Annotated in this window: 17 protein-coding genes; 5 read left to right on the top strand and 12 right to left on the bottom strand. The window is 72.0% G+C overall.

What is annotated here, in order from left to right; genetic code table 11:
- The first annotated feature begins 253 nt into the window (after positions 1-253).
- From efeU to BL254_RS12490, 3 genes are all read left to right on the top strand, one after another.
- Positions 254-2,350 carry an iron uptake transporter permease EfeU gene (gene efeU / locus BL254_RS12500; RefSeq protein WP_047222814.1) on the top strand — a complete coding sequence of 699 codons (2,097 nt, stop codon included), beginning with the start codon at positions 254-256 and terminating at the stop codon, positions 2,348-2,350.
- Between the two features lie 70 nt (positions 2,351-2,420).
- Positions 2,421-3,794 (top strand): iron uptake transporter deferrochelatase/peroxidase subunit, encoded by a 1,374-nt coding sequence (gene efeB / locus BL254_RS12495; protein WP_200902396.1) that lies wholly within the window; start codon positions 2,421-2,423, stop codon positions 3,792-3,794.
- 291 nt (positions 3,795-4,085) lie between these two features.
- Positions 4,086-4,586, top strand: coding sequence for a GNAT family N-acetyltransferase (locus BL254_RS12490; RefSeq protein ID WP_076843382.1), 501 nt, complete (start codon positions 4,086-4,088; stop codon positions 4,584-4,586).
- Here BL254_RS12490 and BL254_RS29415 read toward each other — a convergent pair.
- The 6 genes from BL254_RS29415 to BL254_RS12460 form a co-directional block, all read right to left on the bottom strand.
- Positions 4,583-4,807, bottom strand: coding sequence for a radical SAM-modified peptide, FtsH ternary system-associated (locus BL254_RS29415; RefSeq protein WP_047222812.1), 225 nt, complete (start codon positions 4,805-4,807; stop codon positions 4,583-4,585). The two genes, BL254_RS12490 and BL254_RS29415, sit on opposite strands and share 4 nt — an antisense overlap.
- Positions 4,808-4,976: 169 nt before the next feature.
- Entirely contained in the window at positions 4,977-6,164 is a 1,188-nt protein-coding gene (locus BL254_RS12480) for a radical SAM protein (RefSeq protein ID WP_076843381.1), read from the bottom strand.
- On the bottom strand, positions 6,157-8,733 hold the full coding sequence (locus BL254_RS12475) for a WD40 repeat domain-containing protein (protein ID WP_076843380.1): 2,577 nt from the start codon (positions 8,731-8,733) through the stop codon (positions 6,157-6,159). The genes BL254_RS12480 and BL254_RS12475 overlap by 8 nt, the downstream gene beginning before the upstream one ends.
- A gap of 164 nt (positions 8,734-8,897) precedes the next feature.
- Positions 8,898-9,491, bottom strand: coding sequence for a TetR/AcrR family transcriptional regulator (locus BL254_RS12470; RefSeq protein WP_047222769.1), 594 nt, complete (start codon positions 9,489-9,491; stop codon positions 8,898-8,900).
- A 196-nt stretch (positions 9,492-9,687) separates the two neighbouring features.
- Complete coding sequence (locus tag BL254_RS12465) at positions 9,688-10,467, bottom strand: AfsR/SARP family transcriptional regulator (protein ID WP_083731029.1); 780 nt, start codon at positions 10,465-10,467, stop codon at positions 9,688-9,690.
- Between the two features lie 162 nt (positions 10,468-10,629).
- Entirely contained in the window at positions 10,630-12,084 is a 1,455-nt protein-coding gene (locus tag BL254_RS12460; protein WP_076843379.1) for an MFS transporter, read from the bottom strand.
- Positions 12,085-12,332: 248 nt separating this feature from the next.
- On the opposite strand from BL254_RS12460, the gene BL254_RS12455 reads away from it, so the two are divergent.
- Positions 12,333-12,944: a TetR/AcrR family transcriptional regulator gene (locus BL254_RS12455; protein WP_047222809.1), complete on the top strand. Its 612-nt coding sequence runs from the start codon at positions 12,333-12,335 to the stop codon at positions 12,942-12,944.
- On the opposite strand, the gene BL254_RS12450 is transcribed toward BL254_RS12455, so the two are convergent.
- The 3 genes from BL254_RS12450 to BL254_RS12440 are packed head-to-tail and all read right to left on the bottom strand — an operon-like array spanning position 12,895 to position 17,114.
- Positions 12,895-14,499, bottom strand: coding sequence for an ABC transporter ATP-binding protein (locus BL254_RS12450; protein ID WP_076843378.1), 1,605 nt, complete (start codon positions 14,497-14,499; stop codon positions 12,895-12,897). The two genes, BL254_RS12455 and BL254_RS12450, sit on opposite strands and share 50 nt — an antisense overlap.
- Entirely contained in the window at positions 14,480-15,886 is a 1,407-nt protein-coding gene (locus BL254_RS12445) for an NtaA/DmoA family FMN-dependent monooxygenase (RefSeq protein WP_047222766.1), read from the bottom strand. Before BL254_RS12445 ends, BL254_RS12450 begins: the two co-directional genes overlap by 20 nt.
- Positions 15,887-15,929: 43 nt before the next feature.
- A complete protein-coding gene (locus tag BL254_RS12440; RefSeq protein WP_076843377.1) occupies positions 15,930-17,114 on the bottom strand; it encodes an LLM class flavin-dependent oxidoreductase in 1,185 nt (394 codons plus the stop codon).
- A 423-nt stretch (positions 17,115-17,537) separates the two neighbouring features.
- Between BL254_RS12440 and BL254_RS12435 the strand changes: the two genes are divergently transcribed.
- Complete coding sequence (locus BL254_RS12435) at positions 17,538-18,596, top strand: MsnO8 family LLM class oxidoreductase (protein WP_235433465.1); 1,059 nt, start codon at positions 17,538-17,540, stop codon at positions 18,594-18,596.
- A 30-nt stretch (positions 18,597-18,626) separates the two neighbouring features.
- Here BL254_RS12435 and BL254_RS12430 read toward each other — a convergent pair whose 3' ends face one another.
- From BL254_RS12430 to BL254_RS12420, 3 genes are read right to left on the bottom strand one after another with little or no spacing between them, the layout of a single operon-like run.
- Positions 18,627-19,481 (bottom strand): ABC transporter permease, encoded by an 855-nt coding sequence (locus BL254_RS12430; RefSeq protein WP_047222764.1) that lies wholly within the window; start codon positions 19,479-19,481, stop codon positions 18,627-18,629.
- Entirely contained in the window at positions 19,478-20,422 is a 945-nt protein-coding gene (locus BL254_RS12425) for an ABC transporter permease (RefSeq protein ID WP_047222808.1), read from the bottom strand. Before BL254_RS12425 ends, BL254_RS12430 begins: the two co-directional genes overlap by 4 nt.
- A complete protein-coding gene (locus tag BL254_RS12420; protein ID WP_139342285.1) occupies positions 20,419-22,074 on the bottom strand; it encodes an ABC transporter substrate-binding protein in 1,656 nt (551 codons plus the stop codon). The genes BL254_RS12425 and BL254_RS12420 overlap by 4 nt, the downstream gene beginning before the upstream one ends.
- Positions 22,075-22,402: the final 328 nt, after the last annotated feature.

Raw genomic sequence — 22,402 nt, 5'->3', positions numbered from 1 at the left:
CCGTAGTGTCGATCTATCTCCTGCAAGGTAGCCCCCCGGCACGGGCCGAAGGGCCCGTCAGCCCCCACTGTGGTAACGATCTCTGCCGCCCCGGCGCGGGCATTGGCCGCGGACGCCGGAAATCCGTTTCGTGTCCACCCGCTCACCAGGAGTACGGATATTCAATTAGGTGAGCCTAACTTTTTCTTCTGGTACCTTTCCCTGAGCCCTTTCGCCGAACGGCGATCACAGGACGATGACGGAGGCTGCGGACATGTGGACGAACTTTGTCCCGAACCTGCTCATCGGATTGCGTGAGGGTTTCGAGGCGAGCCTGATTGTTTCGATTCTGGTCGCCACGCTCGTGCGCGCCGACCAGCGCGCCCGCCTCCCCCAGGTCTGGACGGGAGTGCTCGCCGCCGTCGCCCTCTCGGCGAGCTTCGGCGCGGTCCTCACCTTCGCGGCCACCTCGATGTCGACCGCGGCCCAGGAGGCGTTCAGCGGTGTACTGAGCCTGATCGCGGTCGGTTTCGTCACCGTGATGGTCTTCTGGATGCGGCGGTCGGCACGGACGCTGTCCGGTGAGATCAGCGGCCGGGTCATCGCCGCGCTGGCGATCGGCCCTGGCGCGCTGGTCCTCACCGCGTTCCTGGCGGTCGCCCGAGAGGGCCTGGAGACCTCCCTGTTCGTCTGGACGACCGCCCGGGGCGCGGACGAGTCGGTCGGCCCGCTCGTCGGCGCCACCGCCGGGATCGCGCTGGCCGCCGCCGCCTGCTTCGCCCTGTACCGTCAGACGCTGCGGATCAACCTGACAAGGTTCTTCAGGATCACCGGTATCGGGCTGATCGTGATCGCGGCCGGCGTCACCGGGTACGGGCTGGCCGACCTCCAGGAAAGCGGTCTCCTACCGGGCAGGGCGACCACGGCGTTCGACCTGACCGCCACCATCGACCCGAGCTCCTGGTACGCCAGGCTCACCGAGGGCATTTTCAACATCACCCCGCGGGTGACCGTGCTCCAGGTCGTCGGCTACCTCGCCTACCTGCTGCTGGTGCTGCCGCTCTTCCTGCGGGGCACCGGCACCACCACGCCGGCCACCGCCACCGAACCGGCCACCGCGCCGGCCACTGAACCGGCCGCGGCGGCATCGGATCCGGCGGATCCGACGCGGCCGGCGCCTCGCGGGAGGCGGTGGGTACCGCGCGCGGTGCCCCGCTGGGTGCTTCCGGTGGCCGTCGTCGCGCTGCCGGCCATCGCCGCCGGTGCCGCGATCCTCGCGCTCGGCCCGTCCGACGACGCCCACGCAACGACGATCGAGGTGACCGCGGGCTCCTGCGCCGAGGGCTGGCAGGCGCCACGCCCCGGCCGGCAGACCTTCACCGTCCACAACGGCGGTGGCCGTGGTCTGGAGGTCCGCCTGATCGACCCGGTGAGCGGGGCGATCCACGCCGAGATCGAACTGCTCGCGCCGGGCACCAGCCGGCCGTTGTCGGCGACCGTCGGCGGCGGCACCTACGCCTGGCAGTGCCTGCCCGGCAACGACCCGCCCATCGTCTCGGCGAGCCAGCGGGTGACCGGCCCGAGCGCCGGCGGCCAGGCGATCATCCCGGTGACGGACGAGGCCATGGCCGGGCCGCTGGACGCCTATCGGGCGTTCGTCACCGCCGGCCTGGTCACCCTGCAACGCGACACCGACACGTTGCGCGCGGACGTGGCGGCCGGTGACCTCGACGCGGCCCGCCGCGACTGGCTCACCGCCCATCTCGACTACGAACGCCTCGGCGCCGCGTACGGCACGTTCGGCGACTTCGACGCCGCGATCAACGGAGGGCCCGACGGCCTGCCCGGCGGTGTCACCGACGAGGACTTCACCGGTTTCCACCGTATCGAGTACGGGCTGTGGCACGGCGAGAGCGCGGCGGCGCTCTCGCCGCTGGCGGCCCAGCTCGCCGATGACGTCACCGAACTGGGCAGGGCGTTCCCGACCCAGGAATTCGATCCCAACGACCTGGCCCTGCGCACCCACGAGATCCTCGAGAACACCCTGCAGTTCCAGCTCACCGGCACGGCCGATCAGGGCAGCGGCAGCACGTTGGCCACCGCGAGCGCGAACGCCGAGGGCACCCGCGAACTCCTGAAGATCATTTCTCCGCTGCTGGCCACCCGGGCGCCGGACACGCTGGCGGCGGCCGACCGGCGGCTGGACGCCTTCGCGACACTGCTGCGCCGGACCGCCAGCCCGGCGGGGACCTGGATCGCCCCACAGGCTCTCCCCCTCGCCGACCGGAAGCGGCTCAACGGCAGCCTCGGGGGGCTGCTGGAGACCCTCGCGCCCATCCCCGACGTCCTGGAGATCAGAAACGCCGGATAAGCCGGACGAGCCCAGCCGGCCTCTCCCACCGCGACCCCGACACCTCCTCCAAACACCCGGAGCAGCGCCGATGACCGAAACGCCCGCGTCGCCCGAGCCGCCCACGGCTGCCCCCTCGCCGAGGGCCGCCGAGACGGCCGCGCCCTCGCCGCCGCACCGGCAGCAGGCGGAACACGACCTCCCGGTGGCCGCCCGGCGCCGCGGCGGGCCGTTCGGCGCCGGGCTCGGGCGCAGGTCCTTCCTGGCCGGGGCGTTGACCGCCGGTGCCGCGGTGGGCGTCGGCGGCACCGCGCTCGCGACCACCGCCGGTGACGACCAGGACGGTACCCGCGGCAGGGATCCGGACCAGACGGTCGACTTCCACGGGACCCACCAGGCCGGCATCCTCACGCCGGCGCCGGCGGCGGCGATGTTCGCCTCCTTCGACGTGATCGCCACAGACCGCGCCGGGCTGACCGAACTGTTCACGACAATCACCGAACGCGCACGCTTCCTGACCGCGGGCGGCGTCCCGGTCGACCTCGGGACGACCGCCCCGCCGTCCGACAGCGGCATCGTCGGGCCGGTGGTGCCCCCGGACGCGCTGACCGTCACCGTCGGAGTGGGCGCCTCCCTCTTCGACGACCGGTTCGGCCTGGCCGACCGCAGGCCTCGGCGGCTGACCCCGATGCGCACCTTCCCCAACGACGCGCTGGACCCGGCGCACTGTCACGGCGACCTCAGCCTGCAACTGTGCGCGCACAACCGCGACACGGTCCTGCACGCGCTGCGGGACATCGCCCGGCACACCCGCGGCGGCATGCAGCTGCGCTGGCGTGTCGACGGCTTCCACAACCCGCCCCGGCCGTCGGGCGCCCAGCGCAACCTGCTCGGTTTCAAGGACGGCACCGCCAACCCGGACGTCACCTCCGCCGCGGAGATGAACCGGCTGGTCTGGGTGCGCGGCGACGACGAGCCCGCCTGGACCGAGGGCGGCTCCTACCAGGTCATCCGCATCATCCGCATGCTGGTGGAGTTCTGGGACCGGGTCTCGCTCAACGAGCAGGAGATGATGATCGGCCGGCGCCGGGACACCGGAGCCCCGCTGGACGGCACCGTGGAGGCCGACACCCCGGACTACACCCGCGATCCCGAGGGCGGCATCATCCCGCTCGACGCGCACATCCGACTGTCCAACCCACGCACGCCGGCCACGGACAGCTCCCGCATCCTGCGCCGCGGCTACAACTACGACCGGGGCATCGACAGCAACGGCAACCTGGACATGGGCCTGCTCTTCTGCTGCTACCAGCAGGACATCGCCCGGCAGTTCGAGACGACCCAGACCCGGCTCATCGACGAGCCGCTGGTCGACTACATCAGCCCCACCGGCGGCGGCTACTTCTTCGTCCTGCCGGGTGTCCGCGACTCCACCGACCACCTCGGCCGCGCCCTGCTCGCCTGACCTCCCCGCCCGAACCCGGCGCGTTGAGCCCGCGGCCGGCGGCTGGGCCGCACCCCGACCGCACCAGCTCACCGACATCGAGACCGACTCACCGACATCGAGCGGRCTGCCCGCAGGGCACTGCCCCTCCCCCAAAAACGATCAATGACCTCGGTCCCGACATGCGGGCGGGACCGCCGTGTCGGCATCCACCAGGCGTTCCGCGGCCTCACGTGCTCGGTCATCTGCCCGTGGAAACTCCACGGATCTCCGTACATCTCCTTACAACCGGGTCTCACTACGATTCGGGGCATGGAGACGCTGTCGCTGGCCGACGGAGCCGTTCTTCGCCCGGCACGGCCGGGCGATGTCGAGGGCATCCTCGACTGTGTCAGAGGGCTGGCCCGCTACGAGCGGGAGCCCGACGCGGTACGAACGACGGTCGACGACCTGCACRCGGCGCTGTTCGGCCCGGCGCCGGCGGTGTTCGCCCACGTCGTCGAACGGGACGGCGAGATCGTCGGCATCGCGGTCTGGTTCCTGAACTACTCCACCTGGACCGGACGGCACGGTATCTACCTGGAGGACCTGTTCGTCCGTGAGGACCAGCGCGGCCGGGGCTACGGCCGTGCRCTGGTGACCACGCTGGCCCGGCGTTGCGTCGAGCGGGGGTACGCCCGGCTCAACTGGGCGGTGCTCGACTGGAACACGCCCGCCCTCGACTTCTACGACTCCCTCGGCGCCCGCCCTCTACCGGAATGGGTCGGCCACGTCCTCACCGGCGACCGGCTCACCGCACTCGGCACGCCCTAGCCGCACAGCATCTGTTCCGTGGCGCCACCGCCGAGATCGGCCAGCAGCGCCTCCAGGACGGCCGGGCGGAACGCGTCACCGAGAATCTCCACCCCGGACCCGGTCACGGTGATCCGCAGCCGGACCAGCCGCCCGTCCGGATGGTCGGCGTACTCGGACGCGTCGATGAGGTCTGGCAGGGACTCGACGAACGACGGGCTCTCAGCAGCGGTGGACGCCACCTGCCGGCCGCCGCCGGCCGGCCCCGCGGCACCCCCGGGTTCCCCGGGCGCGTCCCCGGCATCGGCATCGGCATCGGCCCCGAGCGCGGCATCGGCATCAGCATCGGCCCGCAGCGGACTCCTGGTCGAGACGGAGCCGGCGGCCCGCTGGTCGCGGCCCGGATCGGTCTCAGCCGCCAGGGGGCTTCCGCTCCCGTGGCCCCGTGTGGTCGTTGGCTCTCGCACCGGCTGTCTGGGCTCCTGCACCGATCGTCCCCCATCGTCCCGGGATCGACTGCCCGCAGTGCGGGCAGAGGCCGTGCGTGACCGCGGATTCCAGTGTCTCCCAGATGCCGCGTCGCACCAGCACGGTGTCACATGTCGGGCAGCGGGTCTGCCGGCCGGCGGCGCCGAGGGCCCGTTCGACGTAGACGAACCGCAGGCCGGCGTCCCGCCCGGTCGCCCGCGCCGCCTCCAGCACCTGCGGGCTGGTCGGCGGCGGCCGGYGCATCCGGAAGTCCGGGGTGAAACGCAGCAGGTGCCAGGGGATGCCCGGGTCGATCCCGGCGAGGTGGCCGGCGATGGCGCGCAGCGCGTCCGCCCCGGCGGACACCCCCGGGATCAGCGGTGTGGAGACCTCCACCCACACGCCGGCAGCGCGCAGCCGCTCGACCGCATCCAGCACGGGACGCAGCGGCGCACCGGTCAGCCGCCGGTGCGCGGACTCGTCCGCGGCCTTGACGTCGATGTTCACCGCGTCCAGCGCGCCCGCGACCAGGTCGATCGCGGCGGCGGTGAGGAAGCCGTTCGTCTTCCACACGATCGGCACGCCCGCCGGGGCGGCGAGGGCCGCGAGGTCCAGGGTCAGCTCCGGGGCGAGCCCGGGTTCGGTGTAGGACATGCCGAGGGACGCGCCGTCCGCCGCCGCCCGTTCGACCAGTTCGGCGGGCCGCACGGGCCGGCCCGTCCAGGCGACGTCGGCGACCTGGCCGTACTGGGACAGCCGGTGGTTGACGCAGTAGTTGCAGCGGAACGAGCATCCCGGCCCGGCGATCGTGAGCACCCTGCTGCCCGGCCGGACGTGGTACAGCGGCTTGCGCTCGACCGCGTCAAGGTGCTGGACGGCGAGGGTGTAGGTGGCGGTCTCCAGCACCCCGGCGTGGTTGCGCCGTACGGCGCACACACCGGTCTCACCCGGCCGCAGCTCGCACCCGTGCGGGCACAGCAGACAACGAATCCGCCGATCACCCTCACCGCCTGCCCCGGACGCGCCGCCGGCGGACGTGTTCTCACCGGGCGGGCTCCCGTCGGACGAGTTCTCGGCGGGCTCGCCGAGAACAGCCGCCCGCCACACCGGCCCGCGTGGGCCGTCAGGCACGGCGCACCCCGGACGTATACGAAAAGTAACGATTCATGCCGTCAGCCTGGTCGTTGGAGGCGAGGAGGGCGTGGATGGCGGCGGCGAGGCTGGCGGGGTCCGGATGGGGCGGGAGGTGATGGTGGTAGCGGCCGTCGGGACTGTGGTTGGTGTGGCCGCGGGTCCGGGTCCGGCCGATCTGACTGGTGGGGGGTTCATCGCCGGGGGTGTGGGTGGTCAGGAGGCGTAGGTGGGGTCCGAGCGGGAGGGGGCGGTCGTCGGGAAGGTGGTGATGGGTGAGCAGCACGGTGGTGGGCTGCGAGGTGTGTTCCGCGGTGCGCAGGGCCGCAGGCAGGTCGGGGGGATGCAGGGTGCGGCTGGTCCAGATGACGGCGAGGTCGGCCGKGCTGGTGAGCGGGAGCGCAAGGGCGGGCTGGTCGAAGGTGATCAGGGTGGGATGGATGCCGTTGTGCCAGAGGACGGTGGTCAGCAGGTGGGCGGTCAGGCGCAGGAGGGTTTCGGCAGGTCCGTAGGTGGGCGGGYTGGTGTCGAGGATGATCGTCACAGCCTGGGGTGGAAGCGTGGGGGTGGTGGTGTGGTGGCGGTAGAGCAGGTCGCCGCGGGCGAGGCGGAGGGTGAACAGGTCGTCGGGCAGGGCGTGATGGGTGGGCAGCAGGGCGCGGGGGGTGCCGTGGTGGGTGATGCCGGTGGTGCCGGGAGCGCGCATGCTGGTGACGGCCTGCCCCGTACCGGCGGTGGTGAGGGCGGTGACGGTGAGCAGGAGGGTGTGCTGGCGGGTGGGCAGCGGCGGCATGGCCAGGGCGCGGTCGCGCACACGCAGCGGGAGGGTGGGGTCGGTGGCGACGGCGGCGGGGCCGATGAGCTCGAGCAGGGCGGCGAGTCGGGGAGTGACGCGGGCGGCAGCGGCGGCGAGCTGGTCGAACTGACGGGGCGTGAGCGGTGCGGCCGGGGAGCCGGATGGGCTGTGCAGGGCGGTGGTCAGGGCGCGATGCTGGCCGGTGGGCGTACTGCCGGCCGGGGGGATGACGCGGGAGTCGGCGGGCAGGGCGGCGGCGAGCAGGGCGGCCAGCCCGACGCGGGCGGCCGGCGGCCAGGCCAGCGCACGCAGTCGGCCGATGCCGGGATGGCTGGCCAGGACGTGTAATCGCGGGTCGTACAACCCCGGGCTGTCCCCGGCTGGTGGACGCCCCGCGGTGGGGATGGCCGTGGGAGCGCCGTTGGTGACGGCGGGGCCGGTGGTGGTGCCGCCGGTGAGGGTGATTAGGTCCGCGATCAGGGACAGTGGGGGCCACAGCCCGCCGGCGCCCAGCAGGACCAGCCCGGCCGCCGCGGTACGAAGCGATGATCCGACCGGGCTGGTCCGCGCGGGCGCCGAAGACGTGGTCGAGGTCGATGCTGACGGATGCGGCACCTCCACCGCCCACACCATGGCGTCGCTGCCGCCGGTGGCGAGCAGGAGCCGGCTCTCTCCGCCGACGGCCCACGCCACCGACCAGACCGGGCCGGCGTAGCCGGTGAGGGTGCGCAGGCAGGCACCGCTGACCGGATCCCACACCCGCACCGTGCCGTCGAAGCTGCCGGAGGCGAGTAGCGGAGCTCGGCCGTCACCACCGGCGGCCCACGCAACCGAACCGACTCCGTCGGTGTGGCCGATGAGGGTGTGCAGGCAGGCACCGCTGGCCGGATCCCACACCCGCACCGTGCCGTCGCCGCCGCCGCTGGCGAGCAGGAGCCGGCCGTCCCGGCCGGTCGCCCACGCCACCGCGTCGACCCCGCCGGTGTGGCCGGTGAGAGTGTGCAGGCAGGTGCCGGTCAGGGGATCCCATACCCGTACCGTGCGGTCGTAGCCGCCGCCGCTGGCGAGCAGGTGCTGGCCGTCCCGGCCGGTCGCCCACGCCACCGAGTTGACCCCGTCGGTGTGGCCGGTGAGGTTGCGCAGGCAGCTGTCGGCGAGGGTGTCCCACACCTGCACCGTGGCGTCGCGGCTGCCCGCGGCGAGCAACGGCCGGCCGTCACCGCCGGTCGCCCACGCCACCGACATGACGCTACRGGTGGGGCGGCGGGTCATGGTGTGCAGGCAGGCGCCGGTGAACGGATCCCACACCCGCACCGTCGTATCCTCACTGCCGGTAGCAAGCAGCAGCCGCCCGTCGCTGTCGGTCACCCACGCTACCGACCAGACTCCGTTGGCATGGCCGGCGAGGGTGTGCAGGCAGGTGCCGGTGAACGGATCCCACACCCGCGCCGTGGCATCCTCACCACCGGTGGCAAGCAGCAGCCGCCCGTCCCGCTCGGCCGCCCACGCCACCGACATGACCGGGCCGGTATGGCCACCGGTCAGGGTGGTCGACGATTCGGCGACAGCGACATCACCCGGCGCCCACGGCTCGTCCCGCCAGGGAGCTGCTTCGGTCGGCCGCGCGTCGTCGGACAGGGGTGAGACCCTCGCGGGATCACCCGTGCGGCCCACGGTGCGGGCATGTGTGACCGCCCAGGCGCGTAGGGCGGCGTCCACGGGCGGGGTGGTGCTCGCCTGACCCGTCGGACCGTTCTCCCGCTGCTCGTCCACGCCGCCTCGCCGCCCCGCCAGTGCTGTCGCCCGCCGACACCTGCCGACGTCGCCCCGCGGCGATCAGCGTAACCCCGGCGCATGCGGATCAGTTCGGTCAGCCGGCCGCCGGCGGCTGCCCGCGACTGGCCAACGGCCCGTGACAGCCCGGTGGCGATGCGCTGTCAGCGGTCCCGGACGGTGATGCCTGCCAGGATCAGGTGGAGGAAGCGAGTGCTGCCGTCCCTGTCGGGCAGTGCGTTCTCCCGTACCCATGCCGCGCCGCCGAGCAGGTCGAACAGTTCCTCGGGGGTGAGGTCCGCGCGGACCCGGCCGGCGTCCTGAGCCGCCCGCAGCAGCTCCGCCCCGCAGCGGTGCATAGCCATGCACACGGCATGTGACGGTGTGCCCTCGTCGTACATGCTCTGCGTCAGGATCTCGACCAGCCCCCGGAAGGTGCTGAAGTGCTCGATGGCGTTGGCCATCCAGTCCGTCAGCGCGTCGAGCGGGTCGACGCCGTCGGCTCGCATGCCCTCGGCGCGCGCGACAAGCGCCTGCAGACCGTCCCTGGTCGTGGCCTCGACCAGACAGGCCCGGGTCGGGAAGTGCCGGTAGAGGGTGCCGATGGCGACCCCCGCCTGGCTGGCGATCTCCTCCAGTGACGCGTCGGAACCGGCGGCGTCGAACGCCTTGCGCGCGGCGCTGAGGATCGCGTCGTAGTTGCGTCTTCCGTCAGCCCGCTTGGGACGGTGGGCGATGTACGGTACGGCGCCTCCCATCGACCCTCCTCTCGCGTCTCCCCGCTGGCAGCCTGAGCATTTCTCATGTTGGGAGCGCCCGGCAACAGGGATCCGATCACCAGTCGGGACAAACAGGGCGATCCACGACGTCGGGATGGCAGGGCCACCGGTCCATCAGGCCACCGGTCCACGCGGCCACGCAGCCGGGCGGCCACRCAGCCGGGCGGGAAAGAAGTCAGGCCTGTCCCGTCACGGCACAGTCGAGACTGTCGTTCAGGATGGCGTTCTGGAGTCGGCGCATCGTCTCACCGGGCTCGAGCCCGAGCTCGTCCCGTAGTACCCGCCGGGTGTGCTGGAACACTCTGAGCGCTTCGGCGCGCCGGCCCGACCGGTGCAGCGCGAGCATCAGCTGTTCCCGAAAGGCCTCGTGCAGCGGGTGCTCCTCGACCCAGTTCGTCAGGTCGCCCACCAGCTCACGGTGGCGTCCCGTCCGCAGCAGGCAGTACGCGATCGACTCCASGCATTCCAGCTGCATCTCCTCCGCCCACCGCACAAAGGTGGTTGTGATCGTGCCTTTGCCGATCCCGGCCAGCACGGGCCCGCGGAAAAGCCGCGACGCCGCGCTGAAGCTGACGAGCGCCCGCTCCGGATCAGGCATGCGGTTCTCCCGCCCGCGGGCATGCGACACCCGCAGTTCACAGGTGTCCAGCAAAGCCTCGTCGACCGCGAGCAGATAGCCCTGCGGGTGCGTTACGATCACCGCGTTGCGCACCCCGAAATGGGCGAACATCTTACGTAGATGAGAAACGTAGACGTGCAGTCCGGCGCGCGCCCGGCGGGGCCGTTCCTCACCCCAGATCTCGCTGATCAGCTCCTCGGAGAAGACCGGGCGGTTCGCGCGGATGAGAAGCACGGCGAGCAGGGTCTCGATTTTGGCCGCGCTGATCGTCCTCGGGCCGTCCCGGTCACTCACCAGTTGGAGAGGGCCAAGCAACTCGAATCTCACGGTTTCCACAGCCCTGTCCTTCGCGGATACAGCCCTGTCCTTCGCGGATACAGCCCTGTCCTTCGCGGATACCGAGACGACGGATGTGGCTGACGGGGCGACGGGCTGAAACCCGCTTYGCGTGACATGGCCCCCACCAGCGTGATCGGGATACATCTGGCCGGCGCCGCGTCAGGTGCTCTCGATGGCGAGTTCGGGCCGCGCGGCCGGCTTCCTGGCACCCGTCAGCCCGAGCACGGCCAGCGCGAGCGCCGTCGCGGTGTAGCCGACCCCGACGTAGAACGCGATCCGGTAGCCGTGGACGACATCGGTGGCGGTGCCGGCCGTGCCGGAGGTGACGGCGCCGAACACCGCCACCAGGATGGCCAGCCCGATCGATCCGCCCAGCCGCTGCGAGACGTTGAGCACCCCGGCGGCGGCGCCGGCGATGCCGGGTTCCACGCCGGCCAGCGCGATCCGGGTGACCAGGGCGAACTGCAGCCCGATGCCAGCGCCGAAGAGCGTCATCGGCCCGAACACGGCCGCGAGGTAGGAGCTGTGCTCGGTGATCCGGGTGAGCCAGACGGTTGCTGTCAGGGTGGCGACCGCACCGGTGATCAGGACGGGTTTGGCGCCGAACCGCGCGGACAGCCCGGACACCAGCTGGGAGAACGCGAAGATCCCGACGCCCCACGGCACGAACGCCAGCCCGGCCTGGAACGGGGTCAGCCGCAGGATGTTCTGCAGGAACTGGGTGACGAAGAAGAAGATGGCGAAGATCGACCCACCGAGAAGCAGCAGCAGCAGGTTCGCGCTGACCCGGTTGCGGTTGCGGAACAGCGCGAGCGGGGTCAGCGGCGCCTCGATCCGCCGCTCGACCGCCACGAAGGCGGCCAACAACAGCACACCCACCGCGGCCAGCGTCAGCGGCTCGGGCCAGGCGTCGGACGAGCTGCGGATCAGGGCGTAGGTCAGCACGGTGACCCCGAGGGTGGACAGCATCGCCCCGGTGATGTCGAAGCGCCCGCTGGCCCTGTCCGACTCACGGATGTGGACGGCCGCGAGCGCCGCGACGAACACCCCGATCGGCACGTTGACGAACATGGTCCAGCGCCAGGAGGCCCATTCGGTGAGCACCMCACCGATGATCATCCCGGCCACGCCGCCGGCCCCGGACACCGCGCCGTAGACGCCGATGGCCCTGGCCCGGGCCGGCCCGGCGAAGTTGGTGGTGATCAGAGCGAGCGCGGTCGGTGACGCGACCGCGGCGCCGACGCCCTGCAGGGCCCGCGCGGCCACCAGTACTCCCGCGTTCGGCGCGAGCCCGGCCAGCAGCGAGGCCAGGGTGAACAGCCAGACCCCGGCGAGGAAGACACGTCTGCGCCCGAGGATGTCCCCGGCCCGCCCGCCGAGCAGGAGCAGCCCGCCGAAGGTCAGCGTGTAGGCGTTGAGCACCCAGGACAGCCCGGTCGGCGAGAACCCGAGGTCGAAGCGAATGTCGGGCAGCGCGATGTTGACCACGCTGGAGTCGAGCACGACCATCAGCTGGCTCACCGCGATCGCGGTGAGGACCAGCGCCGGCCGGCCACGGGGTGCCGGACCGGCGGCCCCGGCAGTGGTGGGCGCGCCGCTGGGCGAGGCAGCCATCAGCCCTCCGTTGACAGTGAGACGTCGGCAGTGGAAGAGACCCGGTGGGAAAGATCTGGATAAATCAGGAGAAACCGGTAGATGCTGTGGAAGATCGAGAAAGTCCAGGGGATGTCGGGATGGATCGGGCGGTATCGTCGACGCGACTGCTCGTCGATAAGAAACTAATCCGTACCCTATTGAAGCGGTAGCATACGTCAAGAAACTGGAGCGTTTCTTCTTCTGGCGTGCTCAAGGAGGTGCGGAGCGTGTCGACCAACGCTCCCGCCGTCCAGGGGGCGGACCAGGCCTCGCACCCTTCCAGACGCCGCAGGGGGCCTGCCCTACAGGAAGCGATCTTCAGTGCGGTCTTCGACCAGATCAACGAGATCGGCTACGCACGGCTGACCATGGACAGGATCGCGGCCGCCGCGGGCACCAGCAAGGCGGTGCTCTACCGCCGCTGGGAGAGCAGGGAAAGCCTCGTGCTCGACGCCCTGCGAGAGAGCCTGCCCACCGTGCCGGAGCCGCCCGCGGGTCAGAGCCTGCGGGCGGACCTGCTCCACGTGCTCGAGGCGGTGCGCTCGGCCTTCACGGTCACCAAGGGGACCACGTTCCACCTGGTCGCCGCCGAGGCCGGTGGGGACTGCCGGGCGCTGGCCGACGAACGCGTGTTCGTGCCCGCCCACCGGGTGATACTCGGCGTCCTGGGCCGYGCGACCGGCCGGGGYGAGATCAGTGCCGAGCTGGTCACCGACCTGATCGCGGGCATCGGTCCGGCCCTGCTGCGCAGCCAGGCCATCGACGGCCCGGTGCCGGACCCGGCGACGGTCACCGCGATAGTGGACGAGATTCTTCTCCCGCTGCTGACCGCGCGCTGACGTCCAGGCTGGGCACGGCCGCGAGCAGCGCGCGGGTGTAGGGATGCTCGGGGTGGTCGAACACGGCCTCGGTGGCGCCCTCCTCGACCACCCGGCCGTCCTTCATGACCGCCAACCGGTCGCTTGTCCGCTCGACCACACCGAGATCGTGCGTGATGAGCAGCAACGCCGCCCCGGTGTCGCGTTGCAGGCGCTCGAGCAGGTCCAGGACCTGCGCCTGCACCGAGACGTCCAGGGCGGAGACCGGCTCGTCGCAGACGAGCACCTTCGGCCGTGCCGCCAGCGCCCTGGCGATGGCCACCCGCTGGCGCTGACCGCCGGACAGTTCGTGCGGACGCCGGTCGGCGATCCGCGGGTCGAGATCGACGGTGCCCAGCAGCTCGATGGTCCGCTCCTCGCGGCGCCCGCGGGCCACCCCGGGCATCGCTTCGCCGATGATCCGGCGGACGGTGAACCGCGGGTCGAACGCGGCCTGCKGGTTCTGGTGGATGATCTGGATGAGTCCCCGCCGGGGGCGCCGCTCGCGTTCGGCCAGCGCCGACCACGGCGCCCCGTCGAAGAGCACCTGGCCGTCATCGGGTGTGAGCAGGCCCGTCGCGATCCGCGCCACCGTGCTCTTGCCCGACCCCGACTCCCCGACCAGCCCGAKGGTCTCCCCCTCGCGCAGCGACAGCGACACCGCGTCGACCGCCATCCCGGGGGACTTCGGGTAGGTCTTGCTGATGGCGTCGATCTGGAGCACCGGCGCGCCGCGAGCCCGCCGCCCCGGCCGCCGGCGGGTGCGCCTGTCGGGCACGGCGTCGATCAGCAGCCGGGTGTACGGGTGGGCCGGGCTGTCCAGCACCCGGGCGGTCGCGCCGGTCTCGACGATCGCACCGTCGTGCATCACCGCGACCCGGTCGGCGAGCCTGGCCACCACGGCGAGATCGTGACTGATCATCAACAGGCCGACACCGCTGTCCTTGATCCGGCCGAGCAGCCGCAGGATCTGTTCCTGGACGATGACGTCCAGCGCGGTGGTGGGCTCGTCCGCGATGAGCGCCTTCGGGCCGGCGGCCAGCGCGGAGGCGATCAGGGCGCGCTGGCGCAGCCCGCCGGAGAGCTGGTGAGGGTACTGGCCGCGGCGTGCCCGCGGGTCGGGGACGCCGACCTCGCGCAGCAGCTCGGCGACCCGCTCGGCCCGGGCCTGACGGCGGTGGCCGGTGTGCAGCTTCAGCGGCTCGCCGATCTCGGAGCCCACCCGGCGCATCGGGTCCAGGGACACCATGGCGTCCTGGAGCACCATCCCGACGACCCGGCCGCGCACCGCCTGCCACTGCCGCCGGGAGAAGGCCGTGGCGTCCTGGCCGTCCAGCCGCAGGCGCTTCGCGGACACGACCGCGCGGGGCCCGGCGAGCCCGAGCAGCGCACGCACGGTGACGCTCTTCCCGGATCCGGACTCGCCGACCACGGCGAGGCACTCCCCCGGCTCGACATGGAACGACACGCCGCGCACGACCGGCTCGGCCTGCCTGCCGAAACCGACGGTGAGCCCGTCAACCTCGATCAGGCTCACCGGGCTCCTCCCAGCCGGCGGGGGCCGGGCCGGCAGGAGCCGGCAGGCCGAGGTTCTCCCGCAGGGTCGTGCCGGTGTACTCGGTGCGGAACACGCCGCGCTCCTGCAGTTCGGGCACGACGGTCTTCACGAACTCGTCGAGACCGACGGACGTGGTGTGGCCGGTGAGCACGTACCCGTCCGCGGCATCGCTCTGCACCGCCTCGTCGATCTGTTCGGCCACCTGGCTCGGTGTGCCGAGGAAGGTGTGCCGCAGGGTCACATCGATGATCAGTTCGCGGATGGTCAACCCCTTGCGCTGAGCCCGTTCGTACCATTCCCGGGCGATGGCGGGCGGCTGCCTCCCGCCCGCGGTGTACCCGGCGTACCTGGGTGCGCCGGGCTCGTCGGAGGCGAGCACCGGCGGCACCGGGCCGTCCGGGTCGTAGCCGGACAGGTCCCGCCCCCAGACCTGTTCCAGTCGGGCGATCGCGTTCTGCGGCGTGATCTGCTGACGGGCGATCACCCGGGAGCGCTCCCGCGCGTCGGCGACGGAGTCACCGAGAATGCACTGGCTGCCCGGCAGGATCCTGATGGACCGAGGGTCGCGGCCGGCGGCGATCGCCCTGGCCCGGATGTCGGCGTGGAAGGCGCGTCCGGCCTGCGGGTCGGCGTACATGCTGAAGACGACGTCGACCGTGTCGATCGCGAACTGCCTGCCGTCCGCGGAATCCCCGGCCTGTATCAGCAACGGGTACCGCTGCGGGCTGGTGGGCAGGCTGAACCGTCCGGAGATGTCGAACTGGCCGCCGCGGTGCCGGTAGCTGCCAGCCGCCGGATCACCGCGGAAACGCCCGCTCTCCTGGCCGCCGACGACGGCCTCGACCGGCCAGCTGTCCCACAGCGTGCGGGCGGCCGCGACGAACTCCCTGGCCCGCTCGTACCGCTGCTCGTGCGGCAGGTACCCGCCGCGCCGGAAGTTCACCCCGGACTGCGGGTCCGAGGTGGTGACGATGTTCCAGCCGGCCCGGCCGCCGGAGAGGTGGTCCAGCGTGGACAGCTGCCTGGCCAGCTCGTACGGCTCGTTGTAGGTGGAGCTGGACGTGGTGACCAGCCCGATGTGGTCGGTCACGGCGGCCAGCGCGGTCAGCACGGTCAGGCCGTGGTGACGCCCGCTGATCTCCAGGTCGTAGAACTCCCCCTTGTGCTCACGCTGGCGCAGCGCCTCGGCCAGCATGAAGAAGTCGAACTTGCCGGCCTCGGCGGCCTGCGCCGCGTAGCTGATCGAGGAGAAGTCGATCTGGCTGCGCGACTCCGGGTCGCTCCAGGCTATCCAGGGGCTGCCGTGCGGGAAGCCGGCGGCGAGGATCACCTGCTTCTTGCGGGGCTTGGGCTCCGACGAGGTCATCGATGTACTCCCAGGGCACGCGTGGATCGGCGGGGGCGGGGCGTCAGGCGGCGTAACGGTTCGCCGGCCGGCCGAGGCCCAGCCGCTCACGGAGCGTCGCGCGGGTGGCGCCCTCGTGGACGCGGGGCAGCAGGCCCTGGTTCCGCAGCTCCGGCACCAGCCCGCGGCTGATGGCTACCAGGTCGTCGGCCGCCGACCCGGGGCGCAGGCGGAAGCCGTCCAGGCCGACGGCCCGCCAGCGCGCCAGCCGCTCGGCGAGGACGGCCGGGGAGCCGACGAAGATCTCGGCGTCGCTGGTCAGCGGCTCGCCGGCCAGCTCGTCCCAGCGAGCCCTGCGGTCGGCCGCCGCCGGCCAGCTCTCATCGAGGAGGACCAGCAGGTCCGCGAAGATCTTCAGGGGCGGGCCGGGTCGTCCGACCTGCTCCTGCGCGGCCTGCAGCCGCGTCACGACCGCCCGCGCGTCATCGATGTCCTGTGGGGTGACGTACACGATGTCCGCCGCCTGGGCGGCGAACCGGTAGTCCGCCACGCCGTGCGCCAGCACGGCCACGACCGGCTGCCCCTGCGGCGGGCGCGGGGTGATCGACGGCCCGCGCACCGCGAACCTGGAGCCGTGGAAGTTGATGTGGTGCAGGCGGGAGCGGTCGAGGTAACGGCCGGTGTCCACGTCCCGGATGACCGCGCCGTCCTCCCAGCTGTCCCACAGCGCGCGCACCACCTTCACGGCGTCGGACGCCTCCGCGAGCAGGTCCGCGGCCAGCGCGGCCTGCCGCTGGGGGTCCCGCGGTGTGAACTCGGCGGCCGGCCGCCGGCCGAAGTTGCCCGCCTCCGCGGCGGTGTCGGACATCTTCACCTGCCAGCCGGCCCGGCCCTCGCTGACGTAGTCGAGCGTGGCGATCGCGGTGGAGACGTGGAACGGCTCGGTGTGGGTCACGGTCGCGGTGGGCAGCAGGCCGATCGAGCTGGTCAGCGGGGCGATCCCGGCGGCGAGCTGGACGGCGTCGAACCGCCCGGCGAAGCGGTCGGTCCGGTCGTCCACCGGCCCGGTGAGCTCGTCCTCGAAGGTGACGAAGTCGACCTGGCCGCGCTCGGCCTCGGCGGCCTGGCCGGCCCAGTAGCGCAGCCGGTAGAACTCGCGCGCGGGCACCGGCGCGAAACGCCACGCGGCCGGGTGCCAGCCGGCGCCCTCCAGCGCGACGGCGAGATGAAGCGGAGCGTGACCTGCCACGGCTCACCACACTTTCCGGACGTCCTGGCGCAACCGCCGGTGCGGCCATCAGAAAAAGATCGCCCAGCACCGGCGCTTCGATATGATCGTGGCAGCCGGTAAAGGCGTGCGCGGCCTTCGGGAAAAGCCGACGCGGCGGCGTTCCCAACAGACAACGCAGCCTCCACGAAAGCTGACACGAATGAGACGGCCGGCACCGGAGTCGGTCTTTTGCGCGGCCTGACGACTGGGCGGATCTTACAGCCGTCCGAAGGGTCGGACAAGAGTCGCGGCAGGCGGCACGACTATCATTTTAGTATGGCTTTAGAATTGCTCCAGAACACGTAATACAAAAGACAACGGAACAGCGGTACGCTGCTCTGYGCGGGGCCGCTCCTGAAAAGGCCGCCCAACACACCAGCCTGCCGAGGAGCTCGATTGACCGTGCTGTCCGTGCTCGACCAGGGGCCGGTACGCCGCGACGCCGGCCCACGGCAGGCCATCCACGACTCCGTCACGGTGGCGAGGGAACTCGACACGGCCGGCTACGCCAGGTACTGGGTCGCGGAGCATCACGGCACCGCCAGCCGGGCGATCTCCGCGCCGGAAGTCCTCATCGGCGCCATCGCCTCGGCCACCACCCGGTCTCGGGTCGGGGCGGGCGGCACGATGCTGCCGAATCACACACCGCTGCACGTGGCGGAGCAGTTCCGCATTCTGCACACGCTGTATCCCGGCCGGATCGACCTGGGAGTCGGCCGCGCGACCGGCGCGACCGACGCGGTCACCGGCGCGGCCCCCGCCAGGGGGCTCCAAGGGGACCCGGCCCCCGCCAGGGGGCTCCAACAGGACAGGGACGTGTTCGACGCGAGCCTGCGGGAACTGCTCGCTTTCGGCGGCCGGCGGGAATTCCCCGCCGGGGCCGCGGCCGGTGACGCCGATATCCGGGTAATGCCGGACGACGTGCCGCTGCCGCCGGTGTACCTGCTCGGCTCCAGCGCGTCCGCCGCGCGGACGGCCGCCGCTCTCGGCCTCCCGTACGCGATGACCGCCGGCTTCCGCGACCCGGCCCTGGCCGTCGAGGGGCTGCGGCTCTACCGACAGCGGTTCACCCCGGCCCGCGACGGCGATCATCCGTACGCGATCGTGGTGCTCCGGGCGTGGGTCGGTGACGACCGGGAGCACGCCGAGGCGCTCGCCGCGCCGGAGCGGCTGGCCAACGTGTGGCAGCTCGCCGGTGACGCGGCGGCACTGGTGCCGGTGCACGAGGCGCTCGCGTACCGGTTCAGCGAGCCGGAACGCGCTGTGCGGGACCGCCTCGACCTGCGCTCGGACCTGGTCGGTGGGCCGGCGGAGGTGGCCGACCAGCTGGCGGCCCTGGCCGGGGCGAGCGGGGCCGACGAGGTGATGCTGGTGACCAACACCTACGAGCCGGCCGACCGGGTGGCGTCGTTCCGCCGGCTGGCCGCCGCCGTGGGCCTCGCCGCCCCCGCGTCGGCCTGAGATCGTCGACCCGGGATCAACGGCCTGGGATCAGCGGATGGCGCGGGCCTGGATGTTGCGTCCCAGCAGGGTAAGCGTCAGGACCACGGCGACCACGGCGAGGCCGGGGAACACCGCGATCCACCACGCGGTGCCCAGGTACTCCTGGCCGTCGGCCAGCATGGCGCCCCATTCCGGCGACGGTGCCGCCGGCCCGAGGCCGAGGATGCTCAGGCCCGCGGCCGCGGTGATCGCCGAACCGGTGCCGATGGACGCCAGCACCACCAGCGGCCCGGCCACGTTGGGCAGCACGTGACGGGTCAGGTAGCGCCAGGGCGGCACCCCGAGCCCGCGTGCGGCCTCGACGTACTCCGAGCGGATCACCGCGAACGCCTGGCCGCGCACCAGCCGGGCGAAGTGCGGGACCGCCGCGAGGCCGATCGCCAGTGCCACGTTCGCCGACCCGCGGCCGATGATGGCCACCACCAGCAGCGCCAGCAGGAGCTCGGGAAACGCGAGCAGCACGTCGACGAAGCGCATCAGCACCCCGTCCACGACGCGGCCCGCCGCGGCCGACACCAGCCCGAGCAGGATCCCCCCGCCGACGCCGATGATCACGGCGCCGATCCCGGTCAGCAGGGAGATCCGGGCCCCGTGCACGACCCTGGTGTAGACGTCCCGGCCAAGCTGGTCGGTGCCGAACGGGTGCGTCAGCGACGGCGACCGGAAGGTGCGCGCGGTGTCGGTGACGTCCGGGGCACCCGCCGTGAGCAGAGACGGGAAGAGCATCACCGCGGCGAACACCACCAGCAGCACGGTGCCGGCCAGCAGGACCGCGCGCTGCCGGCGGCCCACCAGCGCGGGAGGCGCCGTCGCGACCCGCTCGAGCTCCAGCTCGACGCTCATCGCGCGCGCTCCGCCCGCAGCCGGGGGTCGATCACCGGGTACAGCAGGTCGACCACCGTGTTGATCAGCACGAACGTCACCGCGGAGAGCAGCACCACGGTGGTCACCACCGGGATGTCCTTCGACATCACCGCGCCGACCAGCAGCCGGCCGATTCCCGGGCGGGCGAAGATGTTCTCCACCAGCACGGTGCCGCCGATCAGCGAGCCGACGATCCAGGCCGACAGGGTCACCGCCGGGGTGACGGCGTGACGCAGCGTGTGGGCGAGTACCAGCCGCAGCTCGCCCGCCCCCCGCGCCCGCACGCTCAGCGCGAACGGGGCGCGGTCGGCCCGCTCCAGCTCCTGGCGCATGACCTGCGCCAGCGTCGCCCCCAGCGGCAGCGCGAGGGTGAGCGTCGGCAGCACCAGGCCGAGCCCACCGCTCGCGCCGATCGACGGGAAGATCGGGAAGCGGAAGGAGAACAGGGTCAGCAGCACGAGCCCGAGCCAGAAGTTCGGCACGGACGCGACCACCAGCTCGAGCACGGTGGCGGCCGTGCGGCCGACCCGGCCGCTGGCGGCGGTCACCACCACGGCGATCACGGCGATCGCCAGGCCCGCGAGCGCGGCGGACACGGCGAGCTGCATCGTCGGCAGGACCTGGTCGGCGAGCAGCCGCTCGACCGGCATGTCCCGCTGGTACGAGCGGCCCAGGTCACCGGTCAGCAACGACCCCAGATAGTCGAGGTACTGCACGACCACCGGCCGGTCGAGCCCGTAGTCCGCGATCACCTGGGCGCGCAGCTGGGGTGTCGCGGTCAGGCTCGGGCCGAGGATCGCGTCCGCCTGGTCGCCCGGCACCAGGTGCAGGGCGACGAAGGTCAGGGTGGCCGCCCCCCACAGGACGAGCACACCGGCCGCCAGCCGCCTGCCGACGTGCCGCAGCACCGCCGCGGTCATGCGCCGCTGGCCCACACGTCGTACAGGAACGGCCAGCCCGCCGAGTCGAACTCCAGCCCGTGCACTGTCGGGCGCACCGCCAGGCTGCGCTTCGCCACGTAGGTGGGCAGGCCGTAGGCCTGGTCGATGACCCGGGCCTGCACCCTCCGGTAGAGATCGTTCTGCTTGTTCAGGTCGATCGTCCTGGACGCCTCGTCGAGCAGCGCCTCCAGTTCGGGGTCGTCGACCCATGCCTTGTTGCCGCCGCCCTGGGTGACCAGGCTCCTGGCGGAGAACAGGTTCCCCAGGATCGAGGGGTCGGAGCCGCCCCAGGCCAGCCCGCTCACGTCGTAGTCGCCGGCCAGCGTCCGCTTGATGTAGGTGGGCGCGTCCAGCTCGGTGAGCACGACCTCGACGCCGATCTTCTTCAGTTCGGCCTGGAAGGCGGTGTCGTAGTTGCGGCGCTCGGAGGTGGTGTTGGCGGTGGCGAAGGGGAACTGCAGGCTGAACCGGGCACCGTCCTTCGTCCGGTAGCCGTCGCCGTCCCGGCCGGTGTAGCCGAGGCTGTCGAGCAGGCGTTCCGCCCTGGCCCGGTCGTAGCCCCAGCTCGACGCCAGCCTGTCGTCGTAGCTGCGGGTCGACGGGCTCAGGATCGAGCCGGCGCGCTGGTACTGGCCCTGGAACAGCCCGCCCGTGATGGACGCGACGTCCACCCCGTACAGGATCACCCGCCGGGCGTCGGCGTTCCGGAACAGCGGCCGGCGGGTGTTCAGATAGTAGGTGTACGGCGACCCCGGCACGTCACGGCTGATCAGGGTCACCGACGTCTGCCGGCGCAGCCCGGCCAGCTGTGCCGCCGGGACCTGGTCGGCGATGCCGATCTGCCCCGAGGTCGCCGCCGCGACCCTGCTCTGGTCGTCGATGACGAACTGGACGGTGTACCCGTCCAGGTAGGGCCGGCCGGTGTGCCTGGCCGTGCCCGGCCCCCAGTTGTAGCCCTCGCGCCTGGTGAAGACGGCCTGCTGGCCCTGCACCACCGAGGTGAAGACGTAGGGGCCGGTGCTCACCGTGAACTGGCCGCCGGAGCCGAGGGAGTCCGGATGCTCCGCGAGCGCCCTGGGCGAGTGGAAGCCGAGGTAGGGCCGGCTGACCGCGTGCAGGAACTGCGAGTACGGCCTGCTCAGCGTGACCTCGACCCGGTGGGAGTCCAGCACCGTGCTCGCCTTGTACGGCCCGAGCAGCGACTTAGCGTACCTGGACTTCGTCTCGGGCGCGACCACCCGGTCGAAGTTCACCTTGACCGCGTTCGCRTCGAACGGGGTGCCGTCACTGAAGGTCACGTCCTCGCGCAGTACGAACGTGTAGGTCAGCCCGTCGTCCGACACCGTCCAGGACGTCGCCAGCCACGGCAGATACCTGCCGTCCGGCGTCTCGGAAACCAGCGAGTCGAACACCGGACGCAGGATCAGGCCGAGCACGTCCTCGGTGCCGACCTGCGGGTCCCAGCCGATCGGTGAGGTCGGCTCGGCGAAGACGAGACGGCCGCCCGGCCGCGGCGTACCGTCGTTACCCGCCTGGTCCTCCCCGGTGCCGCACGCGCTCACCGCGGAACCGGCGAACAGCGCCACAAAGGACCCCGCGGACAACGACAGAAATCTTCTCCGCGTGTCCACCAGAAAACTCCGTTCCCGAAATGACGAAGGCACCTTCGGCCCGGCCCGCACGTGGATGCCAAGTACCAGGTGACCGGACCTGCCAGGAGAAAACACGCGGACCCGAACAGCGGTCAACCCTGCGGGAAGCGCCGTCCAGCGCGGCACAAGAATGGCTTTAGACTGGTTTGCAGGCTGTTAAGAAAATAGCCGGGCCCGCCGGTGCGGGTAATCGCCGGGCAACGGAACGACGCGGCTGCGGCCGTGTATTTCTCGCCGGCGCCGCCGGCGGTCCGAGGGGTAAGTCATGCCGCGGCCCCGGGCCAGGCGAGGGCACGGCGGCGTTCCC

It is taken from the genome of Protofrankia sp. BMG5.30 (genome assembly GCF_001983005.1).
GTDB lineage: Bacteria > Actinomycetota > Actinomycetes > Frankiales > Frankiaceae > Protofrankia > Protofrankia coriariae.
Note: the sequence above shows the minus strand (reverse complement) of the source record. Positions and strands in the feature narration are given on the sequence as shown.

Coding starts and splice junctions, on each gene's coding strand:
- efeB (WP_200902396.1), top strand. CDS start 2,421: ATGACCGAAACGCCCGCGTCGCCCGAGCCGCCCACGGCTGCCCCCTCG.
- BL254_RS12425 (WP_047222808.1), bottom strand. CDS start 20,422: ATGACCGCGGCGGTGCTGCGGCACGTCGGCAGGCGGCTGGCGGCCGGT.
- BL254_RS12470 (WP_047222769.1), bottom strand. CDS start 9,491: ATGGGAGGCGCCGTACCGTACATCGCCCACCGTCCCAAGCGGGCTGAC.
- BL254_RS12430 (WP_047222764.1), bottom strand. CDS start 19,481: ATGAGCGTCGAGCTGGAGCTCGAGCGGGTCGCGACGGCGCCTCCCGCG.
- efeU (WP_047222814.1), top strand. CDS start 254: ATGTGGACGAACTTTGTCCCGAACCTGCTCATCGGATTGCGTGAGGGT.
- BL254_RS12445 (WP_047222766.1), bottom strand. CDS start 15,886: ATGACCTCGTCGGAGCCCAAGCCCCGCAAGAAGCAGGTGATCCTCGCC.